We start from the raw sequence: 18,509 nt of genomic DNA, 5'->3' as shown, positions 1-18,509 counted from the left end.
TTGTGCCAATCCAATGGGACGCATGCCGCCGACAGCCACACCCGGTGGCTGCGGCAGGAGGATCAGTGCTGGTGGTGACGCACGGCGCGCAGGAACTCCTGACGCGTATTCTGGCTCGATTTAAACAGACCACCCAGCGATGTGGTGGTGGTCGCGCTGGTCGCATCACAAATACCGCGCGCTTTGACACAGTAGTGCACGGCGTCAATCGATACCGCAACATTGCTGGTGCCCAGCAGGGTTTGCAGTGCGACAAGAATCTGCTGCGTCAATCGTTCTTGCACCTGCGGACGCTGTGCAAAAAACTGCACGATACGGTTGATCTTCGACAGGCCAATCACCCCTTCTTTCGGGATATAGGCGACGGTGGCCTTGCCATCAATGGTGACAAAATGGTGCTCGCAGGTGCTGGTCAGTGTGATATCACGCACGGTAACCATTTCATCCACTTTCATTTTGTTTTGAATGATGGTGATTTTAGGGAAATTGGCGTAGTCCAGACCGGCGAAAATTTCATCCACATACATTTTTGCGATGCGATGCGGGGTTTCCGCCAGGCTGTCATCTTGCAGATCGAGGCTCAGCAGATTCATGATTTCGGTCATGTGTTCGGCGATGCGCGCCTTGCGGGTGGCAGCATCCAGCAGCGCGCCGCGCAGCGGGGTTTCCAGACCGCGCGCCAGCAACGCTTCATGAACCAGCGCCGCTTCGCGACTCAACGTGGGGGTCATTCTCTTTCTTCTCCGGCAGGTGTGACATTCCAAGCGCGTTCACTCTAGTGGAGTGACGCAGGATTATCCAGTGATTGTACTTCATGATCGGTGAAATAGGTTCAACTTCATGCGGAGGGATAACGGATCATGGAACGAAAAAAAAGCGTCAGACTTGTCCGCCTGACGCTGTGGGATAACAGGGTGCTTAGTGAGACGCTATTACGCCGCGGGGCGTTAGAACGTCTCCCAGTTATCGTTTGCTGAGGCACCTTTCTTGCTGCTGGCTAACAGCGCAGGCGCAGACGTTGCGCTTTTGCGCGGCAGCGCCGCCGCAGGTGACTGACGTTTATCCTGATCAGAAAGTTTGAACAACGCAACGGCTTCGGTGAGCTGACGTGCCTGATCTTCCAGCGATGCAGCCGCCCCTGCCGATTGCTCAACCAGCGACGCATTCTGCTGCGTCACACCGTCCATCTCAGCAACGGCTTGCCCAACCTGGCTGATACCACGGCTCTGCTCGTCTGACGCATTGGCGATCTCGCCCATCAGATCGTTAACCCGCGTCACCGCCACAATAATGGCATTCATCACGTCACCGGTTTGCGCTACCTGCTCGGAGCCTTTACCGACCCGCGCTACCGACTCGGCAATCAGCGTTTCGATCTCTTTGGCCGCCTGAGCGCTGCGCTGTGCCAGACTACGTACCTCACCGGCCACCACGGCAAACCCACGCCCTTGTTCGCCCGCCCGCGCGGCTTCCACCGCGGCGTTCAACGCCAGGATATTGGTTTGGAACGCGATACCGTTAATCACGCTGGTAATGTCGGCAATCTTTTTCGAACTGGTGGTGATGCTGGCCATGGTTTCCACCACGTCCGACGCCACTTCGCCGCCGCGCCGTGCGGCTACCGCCGCATCTTGCGAGAGCGTACTCGCCTGATGCACATTCTCAGCATTCTGTTTCACCGTGGCGCTCAGTTGCTCCATGCTGGCAGCGGTTTCGGCCAAGGCGGCGGCCTGCTGTTCAGTACGCGCCGAGAGATGATTATTGCCGCTGCGAATCTCGCTCGAGCCTTGATAGATGGCACCAGAACTGTCACGAATGGTGGAGACCGTGCCAATCAATTTACTCTGCACGTCTCTGAGATAAGGGATCAGTTGTCCTACGCAGTTACGCCCAAACTCCTGGACCGGACTGCCAAGATCGCCATCAGCCATCACACGGAAATGCGCTTTGATATCGTTCAGCGGTCGCACCAGGTAGTTCACCAGATAACGATCGGTGATCAATAGCATCAGAGCACCAAGCACCAATGCCGCCAGAAGCACACTTCTGCCCCATGACAGTAAAGAGTAGACTTGCTGCAACGACTCGGTTGACCGCGACGTAATGCTGTTCTGGTATTTTTCCATCGCACCGCCAAAAGCAACGCTGAGCGGCGGGTAGGTGTTCATGAACAATTGTTGGAACAGCTCAGGTTTGTTGTCCTGCGCTGCCGCAATCATTGGCTGCAACCCATTGCTGATAACCGCCTGCCAGGTGTTGACCATGGCAGAAGCAATCTCAGGCTCGACGATAGAGTGATCGGTATTTTTGAATTGTTCTAAAGCCTCGCTGGTGTTTTTTAATGCGGTCGCGGCGGCGGTCAAGGTTTTTTCAGCGTCTGCGCTGTTACCGGCCTGCTTGAAATCCATTGACCGCACCATGCGGGTCACAGTACGGAAATATTGGTCATTACCTCTCGACAACATTTCTACATTTTTTTTCTGTATTTCGCTCGCTTCAAGCAGCCCCGTCATTTTGCTTAGTGATGACATGCTATAAAGGGAAACGCCGGCCCACAACAGCAAAAAAGCCCCCAAAATGATAAGAAGCATTGCCCTGATGGTGATATTTCTTAAAAAGTTCACGGATGACTCCTGTAACTAATTCAGCGATCTTCTTTTACGCTTTTTGTCTGTTTTCCGCGTATTCATCGAGATCGGCCGTCACTGCGTGACACATAGGTGATGCGCCACAACGTATCAAACACTCCTTGTCGTGTAACAAAAAAAAACATTTACTGGTCTTAACTAACATCATCGGCAATAAACGACTCACCTTTACCCCGGCCGAGCATTAAACACGATAAAAACATCGGCAACAATAGATATAGTCAATTGTTAGCACGAACTGATTTTTTTCGTAATAAATTCCGCTTTCATTTGGTTTTTTTATTTTTGAACATGAAAAACCGTTGGCCATCAGCGCCTTTTTACACCGTGTATTTATTCGCCCTGCTCCGGGCATAATAACAGTAGATATTTCTCGAGTTTTAGCCAGGAAATATTAATTTATTTTTATATATAGCAAACTAATAATTATGCAAAGTCACAGTGAATATCCGGTATCACTCCCTTTAGTGAGGAAAATGTTACCCATAACCTTGCGATAACATGGCAAAAGATCAGGCATTTCCTTCATGAAGCAGGTGCAATATTGCGGTTTTGTAACAGACTTGAAATAGGTTTATCACGCTTTAGCATCGTGCTGAACGGCTTGCGCCTCAGCACTGATTTTCTGTCAGATGTAACAAGGACGTTGCCAAGTCAGGTCGTAATCGTTAGACTGAGTTAATCACTTAAAATGAATAAGTTCATCAAAGTTAGTCTCACAAAATGAAAGGTGGGTGTATGGACCTGACGCAGCTTCGGATGTTCTGCCTGGTGGCGGAAACGGGCTCAGTGGCTCGCGCCGCCGAACTGTTGCAGCGTGTCCCCTCAAACTTGACGACCCGATTGCGTCAACTGGAACAGGAATTAGGGCGCGATCTGTTTATCCGCGAGAAACAGCGGCTGCGCTTGTCCCCGGTGGGGCACAATTTTCTCTGCTATGCAGAACGTATTTTGGCATTGAGTGAGGAAGCGATCAGCATGACGCGCGCGGGTGAACCCACCGGCAATTTCGCCTTGGGCGCGATGGAAAGCCTCGCCGTAAGCCATCTGCCGGTATTGTTGTCGGCCTACCATACGCGCTATCCCGCCGTGTCTGTCGCCCTGACCTGCTCGGTGTCCAGTGATATCGTCGAGCGCGTAAGAGCCGGAACCTTGGCGACCGCGCTGGTAGACGGGCCAATACAGGCCGACGAGCTCAACGGGTGCGCCGCGTTTGGCGAAACGCTGGTGCTGGTCTCCGCCCTCGACCATGCGCCCATTACCGACCCGCAGGAGATGGCAGGCAGCACGCTGCTGGCTTTTCGCCCGGGCTGCGCCTATCGGCATAAATTGGAAAACTGGTTCCATCAGGCAGGCGTCACACCCGGTCATACGGTTGAGGTGACTTCCTATGCAGCGATGCTGGCCTCTGTCGCGAGCGGTGCCGGTGTGGCGCTGTTGCCACTTTCGGTGCTGGACGCGCTGGCAGCCCGCGATCGGGTGCAACGCCACCCGCTGCCTGAGCCGCTGGCTAACGCATCCACCTGGCTGATATGGCGACGAGACGCCTTTGGTCCCAATGTGGAAGCCTTTAAGAAACTGATTATCGAGCAGTTCGATACCTGAACCGCTTGCGCCTCTCGCCGAACAATGTCACGAGAGGCACATCCCATTACTGCAACTGCATTACCTATAGGAGCACGCCATGAACATGATCAAAACCCGCGCCGCTGTCGCCTGGGGCCCTAACCAACCGCTCTCGATTGAAGACGTTGATTTGATGCCGCCGCAAAAAGGCGAAGTCCTGGTGCGTATCGTCGCGACTGGCGTGTGCCACACCGATGCCTACACGCTGTCTGGCAAAGATCCGGAAGGCGTATTCCCGGCCATTCTGGGTCACGAAGGTGGCGGTATCGTTGAAGCGGTTGGCGAGGGCGTGACCAGCGTCGCCGTCGGCGATCACGTTATTCCGCTGTACACGCCAGAATGTGGCGAGTGTAAGTTCTGTCGTTCCGGCAAAACCAACCTGTGCCAGTCGATTCGCAGCACGCAAGGCAAAGGGTTGATGCCGGACGGCACCACGCGTTTCTTTAAAGATGGCAAGCCTATTTTTCATTATATGGGCACCTCCACTTTCGCAGAACTGACGGTAGTGCCTGAAATTTCCCTGGCGAAGATCAATAAGGAAGCGCCGCTGGAAGAAGTGTGCCTGCTGGGCTGCGGTGTGACTACTGGCATGGGTGCCGTATTGAATACGGCCAAGGTGAAACCCGGTGACAGCGTCGCCGTCTTCGGTCTGGGCGGTATCGGCCTGTCGGCCATTATCGGCGCACAGATGGCCGGGGCTGGACGCATCATTGGTATCGATATCAACACCAGCAAGTTCGATCTGGCCCGCAAACTGGGGGCGACGGATCTGATCAACCCCAAAGATTACGACAAACCGATTCAGGATGTGATTGTTGAGCTGACCGATGGCGGCGTGGACTTCTCGTTTGAATGTATCGGCAACGTAAACGTGATGCGTTCCGCACTGGAATGCTGCCACAAGGGCTGGGGCGAATCCGTTATCATCGGCGTTGCCGGTGCCGGAGAAGAGATCGCCACTCGCCCGTTCCAATTGGTGACAGGACGCGTATGGCGCGGCTCGGCGTTTGGCGGTGTCAAAGGCCGCAGCCAACTGCCCGGTATCGTCGATCGCTATCTGAAGGGCGAGTTTCCGCTAAAAGATTTTATTACTCACACCATGCCGCTGGAACAGATTAATGAAGCCTTCGATTTGATGCATGAAGGCAAATCGATTCGTACCGTTATCCACTACCGTTAATCCGCGCACAAGGAGGCACGCCCCCATGAACCAGACGCTGGAATTACTGGAAGAGCATCGCTTGTTTGGCGGTTGGCAACAGCGCTATCGCCATACCTCAAGCAGCGTGAATGGCCCGATGACGTTCAGCATTTATCTGCCGCCAACCGCAGACGATACACCACCACCGGTGTTGTATTGGCTGTCCGGGTTGACCTGCAATGATGAAAACTTCACCACCAAGGCGGGCGCACAGCGTATCGCTGCCGAACTGGGGGTGGTGCTGGTGATGCCAGATACCAGCCCGCGTGGAGACACGGTGGCTAACGATCCCGGTTACGACCTGGGTCAGGGTGCAGGATTTTACGTCAACGCCACCCAAGCGCCTTGGTCAGCGCATTATCGTATGTACGATTACGTCAGCAGCGAACTGCCCGCTTTGGTGCGTGAGCATTTCAACGTCAGCGATCGTCAGTCGATCAGTGGACACTCGATGGGCGGTCACGGTGCATTGATGCTGGCACTGCGCCATCCGGAGCGTTATCGGTCTGCCTCAGCGTTTGCGCCAATCGTTAATCCCAGCGAGGTTCCCTGGGGGCGCAAAGCCTTTACCGCGTATCTGGGCACCGACGAAACGACCTGGCGTGACTATGACAGCTGCTATCTGCTGTCACAAACCTCGGCTCGATTGCCGCTGCTGGTCGATCAGGGCGACAGCGATCAGTTTTTACCCGACCAGTTGCAGCCCGCGCGCTTGGCACAGCAGGCAGCAGAACAGGGTTGGCCGCTGACGTTGCGCACCCAGTCTGGCTATGACCACAGCTATTATTTTATTGCCAGCTTTATTGAAGACCACTTGCGTTTTCATGCCAGCCATTTGAAGGCCTAACCGGCCTCCCCCAATGAGGCAGATCGTCTGGTCTGCCTCATTTTCCTTTTGTGATCGCAGTCACTCGGTACTTGGCAATCAGCAATGACAGCGCGCGTTGATAGCGTTTTTTGCGATATCGCAGACAGCAACTGATTGTTAAACTGCTTTTTTTGTCACACAATCGTAAATCGACTTGGCAATGCAAGAAACTGTTTCAGGGACCTGTTTAGCTGAACACTGCGTCAGAATAGGACGAGGTTTAAACAGGGGGATTTCACTGGGAGGGATTTGATTTGCAACGTAAACGAGTGGCTTCAAGCGAACTGTTTTCTGTCGGCTATGACGAAGAGAAAAAACATCTGGAAGTTGAACTGCTGAACGGCAGCACCTATTTATACAAAGGTGTCGCACGGATGATCTATGAAGAGTTGCTGTCCAGCACGGCAAAGTATCGCTACTACACGCGCTACATCAAAAACTCATTTCCCTACGATAAACTGTAATAACACGGCAAGCGCCTTATCGGTAGCGGGCCTATAACGGCCCGCTGCGCGCTATCTCAAGACACGGAACAGCGTTAGAGCCCCTGCTGCTGCACAAACTCATCGATATTGGCGATGGTTTTCTCCATCAGCACTTGCAACGACGAGCCGGATGTCCAGGCGATATGGGGAGTAATCAACAGGTTTGGCATGGTTTTCGCCGCTTTCATCAACGGGTTATCTAACGCCGGTGGCTCCTGTGTCAATCCATCCAATGCGGCACCCGCGATACGGTGCTGCAACAGTACCGTCAGCAGTGCCGGTTCATCCACCAACGCGCCGCGCGCCGTATTGATGATAAATGCCGACGGTTTACACAGTGCCAGCGTCTGGGCATTGATCAAACCCTGGGTCTCCGCTGTCAGTGGGCAATGCAGCGAGATAACATCGGCCGTTTGCATCACTTGGTCGAACGGTAAGTAGCCGGGCCGACACTGCGCCGCGCTGCGCCGTTCCGCAAACAGCACTTTCATTCCCACCGCGCTGGCCAATCGTGCTACCTCTTGCCCTATCGCGCCGGAGCCAATGATGCCGAGCGTTGAGCCCGCGATGTCTTTTACCGGATGATCGAAATAGCAAAACTGATTGTGCTCGGCCCAGCGATCGCTGAGCTGATCGCGATACCAGCCCATCAGGCTATGCTTGAGAGAAAATATCATCGCGATCACGTGTTCGGCGACCGATTGCGTCGAATAAGCAGGAACGTTGCGTACAGCGATCCCCAGTTCCTGTGCGGCGGCAATATCAATGTTGTTCACACCGGTTGCGGTAACCGCGATCAGTTTTAGCGCGGGCAACGCTTGCAGGATCTCACGCGTCAGCACCACTTTATTGGTGATAATCACCTCGCACCCTTGCGCGCGTTCCACCACCAGTTCCGGCGGCGTATAGCTATATTCGATCCATTCGTGTTGACATTGCGGTCTGCGAAAAAAATGCTTTTTCCAGAAAATAGTTTCAGGCAATGCCCCTTTATCCAGGAAAGTGATTTTCAACATGATGTCAGCCCCGAGAGTTATCGTTGTGATTTATTTGATGATAATAACAAACATTAAAAACGACAATGAATACTGTTTTTTATGCGATGAAGGTTAATTTTTTTCATATTGCCACGACTTATTGTCATTCGACACTTTTTTTACTTTAACTAAATAGCACGTGTTGTTATCAACAACCGGGAATAATGTTAATTCGCACATCAAGTTAACTGCAAATGGCATTGAGTTTATTAACATTCATCGTTGTGACTGACGCCAATGAAAGACGCTTTTTGATCGAAATGATGGTGGATGCGCGCCAAATAGTTACCTTGGTAAACTATTTGTCACTACGCTTATACAATATGATAGAAAAGCACGGCGGATATACTGAATTACGACATAAGCGGAGAAATTCTTTTACGCGTTGCGAATTAACGATGTCACCACATTATTCAACAGCAGTCTATTTCCATAAAAAACGCCATTGGTAATCAGATTACCAATGGCGCGATCGAATCACACGCTTAACCGTTATTTGTGAAAGTCAGGAAAAGTCATTTCTTCATATTTCACAAAACGCGTTCCGCGAGACAACTTATAACCGAACCAAATCAGCAGAAATAATGGAATGCCAATATAGGTTGCGGTAACGCCATACCAGTCAATGTTATCCTGCAAAAAGGCCTGGTAGTTTTGCCCCAGGGTGATCAGCAGACAGAGCACAAACGCAAAGATAGGCCCAATGGGGAAGAATCCCGAGCGATATGGCAGCGCGTTAAGATCCAACCCTTGCTGCACATAGCCACGGCGGAAACGATAATGGCTAATCGCAATCCCCAACCAGGCGATAAACCCGGTCATGCCGGAGGTATTCAGCAGCCAGAGATACACCGTTTGGTTACCAAACATCGAGCTCAGAAAACAGAGACCTGCCACCACGGTAGTGGCATACAGCGCATTGCGCGGCACTCCACCTTTGGAGAGTTTCGCGAATATCCGCGGTGCCTTGCCTTCCTGCGCCAGGGTAAAGAGCATACGCGTTGAAGCGTACATCCCGGAGTTACCCGCAGAGAGCACCGCCGTCAGGATTACCGCATTCATCACCGCCGCCGCTGACAGCAGCCCGGCATTCTGGAACACCAGGGTAAACGGGCTGACCGTGATGTCTTTGACATCATTACGCAGCAAGTTGGGGTCGGTATAAGGGATAATCAGGCTGATAATCAAGATGGCAAACACGTAAAACAGCAATATACGCCAGAACACCTGACGAATAGCGCGTGGAATATTTTGCGCAGGATCTTTTGATTCGCCCGCCGCTACGCCGATAAGTTCGGTCCCCTGAAAGGAGAAACCAACGATCATCGCCACGCCAATCATCGCTGAGAAGCCGCCAGAAAAAGGCGCATCGCCAATTTGCCAGTTGTGCCAGCCCGCGTTCTCTGCGCCGCGCAGAATACCGACAATCATCAGCACGCCAACGGCGATAAAGACCACCACGGTGACCACTTTAATCAGTGAAAACCAATATTCCGCCTCGCCAAACCCTTTCACCGAGATGTAGTTAAGCAGGAACATCAATACTAAAAACAGGGCACTCCAAATCCAGCCGGAAACCTCAGGGAACCAGTAACCCATCACCAACTGCGCCGCCACCAGATCGACGGCAATCGTCACCGCCCAGTTGTACCAGTAGTTCCATCCGAGCGCGAAGCCGAAGCCTTCTTCTACGTATTTGGCACCGTAAGTGGAAAACGATCCCGACACCGGCATAAACGCGGCCAGTTCGCCCAGGCTGGTCATCAAAAAGTAGACCATCAGCCCGATAAGCGCATAGGAGAGCAGCGCGCCACCGGGACCGGCCTGGGAAATGGTCGCACCTGACGCGACAAACAGACCGGTGCCGATGGAACCGCCAATGGCAATCATGGTGAGATGCCGCGCTTTAAGCTCACGGCGCAGCGTAGGCGCGCCCTGAGATGTGCTATGTAATTGTTGCTGAGCCATAATATCCTGCGCTCTGTCTAAAATGAGGCGGGATTGTAGCAAATCGTTTTCTACAGAAGCGCAATCATTATCGAGTTATAAGAGAGCTTCATAACTGCCGCGCCATCATTAGCAATAAGAAAGTCGAATGGTTGCTGCGACCCCTACTTTGCCAGCTGACAGTATTCCAGAAAGCGTTGCAGCACATTGGAAAGGTGTTTTTGTCTGTGGTGCACCAGATAAAGTGTGCGCATCAAACGCGGTTGTTCCAATTGCAACGCCACCAGCGACCCCGCAGCAAGCTGATCGGCAATGACGCGGCGCGACAGGCAACTGATACCAATGCCGTGGCGCACGGCGTGTTTGATGGCCTCCGAGTTCCCCAACTCCATCACCAGTTTGAAATGGGGCAGTTGTGCCAACAGTTGGTGATCGAGGATTTCCCGCGTGCCAGAGCCACGTTCACGCAAGATCCATGGCGCTTCCGCCAGCATGGAAACTGTCAGCCTCTGCTGCGCGAGGGGGCTATCGGGGGCGCAAAAAACCACAAGCTCATCCTCCAGCCAGGGCTGCGTCACCAAATCCGGGTGATGACAGGGCCCCTCGATAAAACCGAGATCAACGCTGAATTCCGCCACCGCCGTCACTACGTCCTGGGTGTTTCCCACGTGAAGCTCGAAAGGGATGGAAGGGAAATCCTGCCGGTAGCGAGCTATCATGGCAGGCAGTAAATAGTTACCAATGGTGCTGCTGGCAAACACGCGTAGCGCGCCATTCTCTTGCTGGAACATTTTCTCTATCTCCAGCGACTGCTCCAGAATGGCCAATGCTTTCGGATACAGCAAGCGCCCATGCTCGTTCACCACCAGCCGCTTACCGACGCGATCGAACAGTTGTACGCCCAGTTGCGCTTCTAAATCGGATAACGCTGCGCTCACGGCAGACTGAGAAAGAGCCAACATAACGGACGCTTGTGTTGTCGATCCGCTTTTCAGTACCTCTGCAAAAACTTCAAGTTGTCTCAACGTGATGTGCATCGTTCGCCCTTACCGGAAATAGCAATAGGTTATAAGCATATAATCAATTTCTCTTTTATGACCACTCATCATAGGCTATGTCCCAGGTTAGCTCGACTTCAAACAGGTATTGCAATGGCATCTCTTTTTATAATTCAAGGCGATAAATCAAGCCATCCGCTTTTGTGCAAGCTGCCTGGCTTGCTTTTTATTGCCCTTATGACCGTCGGTTTGCTGCAACTGGCCGCGCTGCCCTCGGTTGCCCGCATGGGGCTGGGTTCACTCACCCTTGCCATGGTTGGCGGCGCGTTGCTCGGCAACACGCTTTATCCACACCTGCAACGCTACTGTGATGATGGCGTTAATTGGTCAAAGCATCATCTGTTGCGTTTAGGCATTGTGCTGTATGGCTTTCGTCTTAGCCTGCAACATATTGCTGCACTGGGTATCAGCGGGCTTATCATTGACGCACTGGTGCTGACATCCACCTTTCTTCTTGCCTGCTATCTGGGTAAAACCCTGCTTGGCCTGGATGACAAGACAGTATATCTCATCGGTGCAGGCAGCAGCATTTGCGGCGCCGCAGCGGTGCTCGCCACCGCGCCAACGGTCAAGGCGGAGGGCGACAGCGTCGCGATTGCCGTCGCCACCGTTGTCATCTTCGGCACTATCGCCATGTTTCTTTATCCTTGTCTCTACTCGCTTGCCATGACTGGCGACTATTTACCCATTTCGCCACAGATGTTCGGCGTTTATATTGGATCGACCGTGCATGAAGTGGCTCAGGTCGTGGCGGCAGGCCACAGCATTGCGCCCGATGTCGAAAACACCGCGGTGATTAGCAAGATGTTACGCGTCATGTTGCTGGCTCCGTTTCTCATGGTATTGGGGGGATTTCTGCAACGCCGCACCAGCAGCGGTGAGACAGAAAAAACGCCGATGGCCTTCCCCTGGTTTGCCGTGGGTTTTATCGCCGTTGCCGGCTTCAATTCGCTCCACTGGTTGCCTGATACCTGGCTCACTGCACTCCACCAGATTGATAACCTGTTACTGACGATGGCGATGGGCGCATTGGGCGTGACAACCCGCCTTAGCGCCGTACGTCGTGCAGGCGTCAAGCCTTTGCTGCTGGCGCTATTGCTGTTTATCTGGCTGATTGTCGGCGGTGCCGGTATCAACGTTGGCATCACGGCCCTGTTGGCATAAGTACGCCGTTTTTGCGCTGAGCGGTTAGCATGTTGTTACGCTTTTTAGCGCAAGCGATCACCTTTGGTTAATAACAATGGCATACTGTGCGCCAGAGCAATAAGGAGAACAGCATGAAATATGTAGGCGCACACGTCAGCGCGGCCGGCGGTGTGGATCAGGCAGTCATCAGAGCCCACGAACTCAAGGCAACCGCATTTGCCTTGTTCACCAAAAATCAGCGCCAATGGCAGGCCTCACCGTTATCCGACACGGTCATTGCGCAGTTCAAGGCTGCCTGCCAGCAGTACGGCTACCAACCGGGACAGATTCTTCCCCACGACAGCTATCTGATCAATCTCGGTCACCCGGACAGCGACGCGTTGGAGAAATCACGCAGCGCCTTTATTGATGAAATGGCGCGTTGCCAACAATTGGGGCTGTCATTGCTTAACTTTCACCCCGGCAGCCATTTGAAACAGATTGATGAGCGTGACTGTCTGGCGCGTATTGCCGAGTCGATCAATATCGCTCTTGATGCCACTCAAGGCGTAACGGCCGTCATCGAAAACACCGCCGGGCAAGGCACCAACCTGGGATTCCGCTTTGAACATCTGGCGGCCATCATCGATGGCGTCGAGGATAAAACCCGCGTGGGCGTCTGCATTGATACCTGCCACGCCTTTGCCGGTGGCTACGATCTCCGCACCGACGCCGCCTGTGATGACACCTTTGCCGAGTTCGAGCGTACCGTGGGTTTTGATTATCTGCGCGGTATGCACCTTAATGACGCCAAAAGCGCCTTTAATAGCCGCGTCGATCGCCACCACAGTCTGGGAGAGGGAAACATCGGGCACGCGCCCTTCCGCTATATCATGCGCGACCCGCGTTTTGACGGCATTCCGCTGATTCTGGAAACCGTTAACCCGGATATCTGGGCCGATGAAATTGCCTGGCTAAAAGCACAAGCCGCATAAAAAACGCCAGCCTTACGGCTGGCGTTTTCGCATCGCGTTCAGTATTGGCTTACCACTTACGCCGCTTTCACCAACTGCTCGTCAGGACGTTTCAGCACAGCATACAGCAGACCCGCCACCGCCGTGCCCGCCAGAATCGCGAACAGGTAGCCCAGTACCGGCGTGATCGCCCCTGGGATCAACAGCACAAACAGCCCGCCGTGCGGTGCCATCAGGTGTGCGCCCACGGCCATCGACAGCGCCCCAGTAATGGCGCCCCCCAGAATACAGCACGGCAGTACGCGCATCGGATCACGCGCCGCGTAAGGGATTGCCCCTTCAGAGATAAAGCACAGGCCGAGCACAAATGCGGCTTTGCCCCCTTCACGCTCGGACGCGCTGAATTTCTTCGCGGCCACCAGCGTCGCAAGGCCCATCGCCAACGGCGGAACCATGCCTCCGGCCATAACCGCCGCCATCGGCGCATAAATCTGGCTACTGAGCAGTGTGGTACCAAACACGTAGGCCACTTTGTTCACCGGACCGCCCATATCGGTACACATCATGCCGCCCAGAATTGCGCCCAGGATCACCGCGTTCGCCGTGCCCATGGATTGCAACCAGCTGGTCAAGCCCGTCAGGATTTTCGCCACCGGCGTACCTACCACGTAGATCATGATGAGACCGGTGATGAGCGTCGCCACTAGCGGAATAATCAGGATCGGCTTCAGAGCAGACATACTTTGCGGCAGCTTGACATGGTCACTGAGCGCTTTCGCCAGATAACCCGCCAGGAAGCCCGCGATAATACCGCCCAGGAACCCCGCACCGGTACTCATGGCCAGCATACCGCCAACCATCCCCGGAGCCAGACCGGGACGGTCAGCAATAGAGAATGCAATGTAACCCGCTAACACCGGTACCATCAGCTTAAAGGCAGAACCGCCCCCGATGGTCATCAGGTGTGCTGCCAGCGTACCTTCCTCTTTAAACGCCTCAATGCCAAACAAGAATGAGAGCGCGATACACAAACCGCCCGCCACCACCACCGGCAGCATGTAGGACACGCCCGTCAGCAAATGGCGGTACGGTCCGGCGCCGCCCTTTTTCTGTCCTGTACTGGCTGGCTGTGCACCACTTTGCGCCGATGACTGGTACACCGTGGCTTCTGCCTGCGCTTTATCCAGTTCCTGCGCCGTTTTCTTCAGCGCAAGGCCGGTTGAGGTGCGGTACATTTTTTTGCCAGCAAACTTCGACAGATCCACTTCAATATCCGCTGCCACGATAACCAGATCGGCCTGCTCGACTTCTTCCGGGGTGATAGCGTTACCGGCGCCCACCGAGCCGCGCGTTTCCACTTTCACCCACCAGCCGCGTTTTTTCGCTTCCTGCTCAATGGCTTCTGCTGCCATAAAGGTGTGCGCCACGCCGGTCGGACACGCCGTCACTGCCACGATACGCGGCACTGAAGGCGCACTCACCGGTGCCGCCGCGGGTGCCTGATACGGCTCCGCCTGCGCTTTGGCCTGCGTCAGGAACTGTTCTGGCTGGCTTGCAGCCAGCTCAACATCACCGACATACACCTTTTTGCCGTGTAGCGCGCTGTCGGCAGACAGTGCACCGCCCAAGACAATCGCCAGTTCGCTTTCATCGATCTTGTCAGTCAGCGTCAGGTCCGCTTTCGCGGCCGCCGCGCCGAGCAGTTTTTTCACCAGGTGGCTTCTGGCAAGCCCCAGTGATTTATCTATTATCAGCAGCGTTTTCATGATCTATCTCTTGCTGTTAGTGATTGAAGGGTTTCAGGTCGACGCGCGCCATCATCGCGGCCAACTGAGGTCGATCGGTAATGCCAACATTGCTTTGGCTTACGGCCAGCGCAGACACTGCGGTTGCCAGTCGTAAGGTGTGTTCACTCGATTCACGCATTAACAGGCCATAAATCAATCCGCCGACCATCGAATCACCGGCACCTACGGTGCTGACAACATCGCAAGCCGGTGGCTTGGCCAACCAGGCACCCGAGGCGTTAACCCACAGAGCACCTTCCGCCCCCAACGAGATCACCACATGAGCGATACCTTGCTCGCGCAGCGCGTGGGCAGCGTCTACCACATCTTCCAGCGTGGGCAGCTTGCGGCCAGCCCAGATCTCTAGCTCACGACGGTTGGGTTTCACCAACCAAGGCGCGGCTTTCAGCCCGGCGACCAGCGCCTCACGGCTGCTGTCGAAAATAATGCACGGGCATTGGGTACGCAGGCGTGACATCCAATCGGTAAACGCATCCGGATCGACGCCCGCTGGCAAGCTGCCGCTGACCGCAACCATGTCGAACTGCCCTAACCAACTGAGCGAATCATTGACGAAGCGCTGCCAGTCTTGCTGTGTAACATCAAACCCGGAGAAGTTGAGATCGGTCACTTCACCGGCCTTTTCCGTCAGCTTGACGTTGATACGCGTGCGGCCGGGTACAACCTGAAAACGGTTGGCAATGCCCAGTTCGCTGAACAATTGCTGAAAGCCGTCCTGATTGTCTTTGCCCAGAAATCCACCCACCGTGACGTCAATCCCGAGGTCTTTCAGCACTTTGGCAACATTAATACCTTTGCCTGCGGCGTGAAGACCCGCCGTTTGCACCAGGTTGACTTCACCCCGTTCGATCTCAGGGCAATATCCCACCAGGTCATACGCGGGATTCAGGGTAATGGTGGCAACTCGCCTGCTCATGCTGCGCCCTCTCCTAATCCAGAATTAATCGCTTCGCCAATCGCAACCAACGCCTGTTCAGCATCGCTGCCCGCTGCGGTAAAGCGCAGCTTATGGCCCTTTTTAACGCCCAGCGCCACCACCTTCATCAGGCTGCGGCCATTGGCCGGTTTACCCGTACCGTCAAGGTTGGTCACCGTGATCTCACTGGTGAACTGCTTGATAACATTCACCAGCATGGTACCCGGACGTGCGTGCAGTCCGTGCTCGTTACGGATGGTGTAATCTGCGGTCAGCACGTCGTTGTCTTCCGGTACGTCGCTGGTCAGCAATGCCAGCAGCGTGGCAGCATCGGCCTTCAGCAAGCGTTCAGCTTTCTGCGCAATCAGCAGGTTGCTTAAATAATCAATCGGGGCCAACGCTTGTTCATCTGCGGCGGCAACCGTAATTAACAGCGCCACCGGCTCATCATGTGCGGTAAACGCAGCAGTCGGGCGGCTTACGGTGACAGCACTCGCCAGATTGCCCTGTGGGTTATCGCTCAACCACACCCCTTGACCCAGATACAACGGCTTCTGGCTGACGACGGCGCTGACAAACCCGGCATCGACGGCACCGATCTGCTGCAAGCGGCCCGCGTTCAGCGCCTGTAGCGTCAGCAGGCTGTCAGTTGCGACGTCCAACGTAATCAGCGAGGTATCAAAACGGAAATCCGCGCCCTGCTGCTCACCCATCAGCAAACTGCGCAACTCTTCTGCTGACGCCGTTTTTGCCATACGCTCTGCAACGTTTTCATCGCTTAACACGTGGGTTAGCTGACGCAATAACGCCAGGTGTTCATCAGAACGCGCAGCGATACCCAGCACCACATAGGCGGTTTCCTCTCCCCAGGCAATCCCCTGCGGAAATTGAAACACCTGAACGCCGGTTTTCAACACCAGATCGCGCGTATCGGTTGTGCCGTGTGGGATAGCAATACCGTTGCCTAAATAGGTCGACGTTTGCAGTTCACGCTGCAACATGCCATCGACATACGCCGGGCTGACACACCCGGCAGCAGCCAGCGCGGCCGCCACTTGCTGGATAGCGTCCTGCTTATTACCAGCAGTCGCCCCCATATGAATATCTTGCTGTGATAACTGGAACATGACGCTCCTCTCCGCTTTTGTTGAATCGTTTCAGCAAACAAATGAAGATATAAGGCCACAAATGGCAAGCAATGCAAAAAAAGGATGACTGAAACGTTTCACTGAGTCTGTGCCTAATGTTGCTTTTATGCAAATATTCCACGGCATTCATGTGATGGATTTTTGACATCACGCACATTTTAGTTATTCAGCATGCTGAATTGATAGTGAAAAACCATACTAGCTGAAGGCCTGCTGAAGCAAAAAAGATGAAACATCTTTTCAGAATGCGCAATGCTCGCGTAGAATACGCGCGCTGTGTGATTACAGCCTGCATTTTCTGACTCAAACGGCACTGACTCTCATCTTGCACGTTTTTTGCACGCGCGTATCTTCCATACGTTTTCTGACTCACAAACGCACTGCCCTAGATTGTTAATTATGTCTATATTGAACTCCGTACTGCGGCGTCAGCCCGATCTGACATCCTCTGCGTTCCTGGTTATTGCTTTCCTGACCGGTATTGCCGGGGCATTGCAATTGCCGACGTTGAGCCTGTTCCTTTCGACCGAAGTGAAGGTAAACCCGCTGATGGTGGGGCTCTACTACACGGGCAGTGCCGTTATCGGCATTGTCGTGAGCCAAATGCTGGCAACGCGCTCCGACAAGCAAGGCGATCGTAAACGGCTGATTCTGCACTGTTGCATACTGGGTGCGTTGGGATGTGTGCTGTACGCCTGGAACCGCAATTACTTTATCTTGCTGATTGTCGGCGTCATTCTCTCAAGCTTTGGTTCGACCGCTAACCCACAGCTGTTCGCGCTGGCGCGCGAGCATGCCGATCGCACGGGGCGTGAAGCGGCGATGTTCAGCTCAGTGATGCGTGCCCAGATCTCCCTGTCCTGGGTGATTGGCCCGCCGGTGGCGTTTGCTCTGGCGCTGGGTTTTGGCTTCCCGGTGATGTACCTCAGCGCAGCGGTTGTCTTTTTGTTATGCGGCGCGCTGGTGACCTTTTTGCTCCCCTCAATGCCGAAATCCGCATTGAAAACGGATACTACGCTGGCATCGCCACGTCAAAACCGGCACGACACGCTGCTGCTTTTTTTCGCCTGTACCGCCATGTGGACGTGTAACGGGGTTTACCTGATTTCCATGCCGCTCTATGTGGTCAACGCCCTGGGGCTGTCTGAGAAGCTGGCCGGGATCATGATGGGCACCGCAGCAGGGTTGGAAATTCCTGTAATGTTGATTGCGGGCTATGTGGCAAAACGCGTTGGCAAACGCTTTTTGATGCGTATTGCCGTCGGCGCAGGACTGCTATTTTATGTCGGACTGGTGCTGTTCAGCGCAGAGTGGGCGCTGTTAGCATTACAGCTGCTGAACGCTGTTTTCATCGGTATTTTGGCCGGTATTGGCATGCTCTATTTTCAGGATTTAATGCCAGGACAAGCGGGCACCGCTACAACACTGTTTACCAACACCACCCGCGTGGGTTGGATCATTTCCGGGTCGCTGGCGGGCATCGTGGCACAATTCTGGGGGTATCACGCCGTGTTTTTTATCTCCCTGTTAATGAGCGTCGGGGCGGGTTACTGTATGTGGAAAATCAAGGATGTATAGTCGCCTTTAAAATACCGTCATAATTCAATCAATAATAATTCGCAGGATAACATCCTGCGAATTTTATTATGTTTACAACAGCTGTAAGCA

General features: G+C 54.0%; 15 protein-coding genes. 7 read left to right on the top strand and 8 right to left on the bottom strand.

The window, feature by feature from the left end; translation table 11 throughout:
• Nucleotides 1-62: 62 nt before the first annotated feature.
• Together folE and J5069_RS01530 are read right to left on the bottom strand one after the other, a co-directional pair.
• Nucleotides 63-731 carry a GTP cyclohydrolase I FolE gene (folE, locus tag J5069_RS01535; RefSeq protein ID WP_264642194.1) on the bottom strand — a complete coding sequence of 223 codons (669 nt, stop codon included), beginning with the start codon at nt 729-731 and terminating at the stop codon, nt 63-65.
• Nucleotides 732-947: 216 nt separating this feature from the next.
• On the bottom strand, nt 948-2,624 hold the full coding sequence (locus J5069_RS01530) for a methyl-accepting chemotaxis protein (protein ID WP_264642193.1): 1,677 nt from the start codon (nt 2,622-2,624) through the stop codon (nt 948-950).
• Between the two features lie 762 nt (nt 2,625-3,386).
• Here J5069_RS01530 and ptrR point away from each other — a divergent pair.
• The 4 genes from ptrR (at nt 3,387) to J5069_RS01510 (ending at nt 6,807) form a co-directional block, all read left to right on the top strand.
• Complete coding sequence (gene ptrR / locus J5069_RS01525) at nt 3,387-4,253, top strand: putrescine utilization regulator PtrR (protein WP_264642192.1); 867 nt, start codon at nt 3,387-3,389, stop codon at nt 4,251-4,253.
• 79 nt (nt 4,254-4,332) lie between these two features.
• Complete coding sequence (locus tag J5069_RS01520; protein ID WP_264625882.1) at nt 4,333-5,454, top strand: S-(hydroxymethyl)glutathione dehydrogenase/class III alcohol dehydrogenase; 1,122 nt, start codon at nt 4,333-4,335, stop codon at nt 5,452-5,454.
• A gap of 25 nt (nt 5,455-5,479) precedes the next feature.
• Nucleotides 5,480-6,322, top strand: coding sequence for an S-formylglutathione hydrolase (fghA, locus tag J5069_RS01515; RefSeq protein ID WP_264642191.1), 843 nt, complete (start codon nt 5,480-5,482; stop codon nt 6,320-6,322).
• Between the two features lie 275 nt (nt 6,323-6,597).
• Nucleotides 6,598-6,807 (top strand): KTSC domain-containing protein, encoded by a 210-nt coding sequence (locus tag J5069_RS01510; protein ID WP_264642190.1) that lies wholly within the window; start codon nt 6,598-6,600, stop codon nt 6,805-6,807.
• 74 nt (nt 6,808-6,881) lie between these two features.
• Here J5069_RS01510 and J5069_RS01505 read toward each other — a convergent pair whose 3' ends face one another.
• From J5069_RS01505 to yieE, 3 genes are all read right to left on the bottom strand, one after another.
• Nucleotides 6,882-7,844 carry a 2-hydroxyacid dehydrogenase gene (locus tag J5069_RS01505; protein ID WP_264642189.1) on the bottom strand — a complete coding sequence of 321 codons (963 nt, stop codon included), beginning with the start codon at nt 7,842-7,844 and terminating at the stop codon, nt 6,882-6,884.
• Nucleotides 7,845-8,357: 513 nt separating this feature from the next.
• Complete coding sequence (locus J5069_RS01500; RefSeq protein ID WP_264642188.1) at nt 8,358-9,833, bottom strand: amino acid permease; 1,476 nt, start codon at nt 9,831-9,833, stop codon at nt 8,358-8,360.
• Between the two features lie 143 nt (nt 9,834-9,976).
• On the bottom strand, nt 9,977-10,849 hold the full coding sequence (yieE, locus tag J5069_RS01495; RefSeq protein WP_264642187.1) for a DNA-binding transcriptional regulator YeiE: 873 nt from the start codon (nt 10,847-10,849) through the stop codon (nt 9,977-9,979).
• A 114-nt stretch (nt 10,850-10,963) separates the two neighbouring features.
• Between yieE and J5069_RS01490 the strand changes: the two genes are divergently transcribed.
• Both J5069_RS01490 and nfo read left to right on the top strand, forming a co-directional pair.
• Nucleotides 10,964-12,034 carry a YeiH family protein gene (locus tag J5069_RS01490; RefSeq protein ID WP_264642186.1) on the top strand — a complete coding sequence of 357 codons (1,071 nt, stop codon included), beginning with the start codon at nt 10,964-10,966 and terminating at the stop codon, nt 12,032-12,034.
• A gap of 113 nt (nt 12,035-12,147) precedes the next feature.
• A complete protein-coding gene (gene nfo, locus J5069_RS01485; protein ID WP_264642185.1) occupies nt 12,148-12,990 on the top strand; it encodes a deoxyribonuclease IV in 843 nt (280 codons plus the stop codon).
• 56 nt (nt 12,991-13,046) lie between these two features.
• On the opposite strand, the gene fruA is transcribed toward nfo, so the two are convergent.
• The 3 genes from fruA to fruB are packed head-to-tail and all read right to left on the bottom strand — an operon-like array spanning nt 13,047 to nt 16,820.
• Nucleotides 13,047-14,735, bottom strand: a complete 1,689-nt coding sequence (gene fruA, locus J5069_RS01480; RefSeq protein ID WP_264642184.1) for a PTS fructose transporter subunit IIBC — start codon at nt 14,733-14,735, stop codon at nt 13,047-13,049.
• Between the two features lie 16 nt (nt 14,736-14,751).
• Nucleotides 14,752-15,693 carry a 1-phosphofructokinase gene (gene fruK, locus J5069_RS01475; protein WP_264642183.1) on the bottom strand — a complete coding sequence of 314 codons (942 nt, stop codon included), beginning with the start codon at nt 15,691-15,693 and terminating at the stop codon, nt 14,752-14,754.
• The gene (gene fruB / locus J5069_RS01470) at nt 15,690-16,820 is read right to left on the bottom strand and encodes a fused PTS fructose transporter subunit IIA/HPr protein (RefSeq protein WP_264642182.1); all 1,131 of its coding nucleotides are present in this window, start codon (nt 16,818-16,820) and stop codon (nt 15,690-15,692) included. The genes fruK and fruB overlap by 4 nt, the downstream gene beginning before the upstream one ends.
• A 420-nt stretch (nt 16,821-17,240) precedes the next feature.
• Here fruB and J5069_RS01465 point away from each other — a divergent pair, with 420 nt between their 5' ends.
• Nucleotides 17,241-18,419: a sugar efflux transporter gene (locus J5069_RS01465; protein ID WP_264642181.1), complete on the top strand. Its 1,179-nt coding sequence runs from the start codon at nt 17,241-17,243 to the stop codon at nt 18,417-18,419.
• The last annotated feature ends 90 nt before the right edge of the window (nt 18,420-18,509 follow it).

Origin of the sequence: Candidatus Symbiopectobacterium sp. NZEC127 (assembly GCF_025962675.1) — a bacterium.
GTDB lineage: Bacteria > Pseudomonadota > Gammaproteobacteria > Enterobacterales > Enterobacteriaceae > Symbiopectobacterium.
The sequence above is the reverse complement of the archived record's forward strand: the minus strand, read 5'-3'. Positions and strand labels throughout refer to the sequence as shown.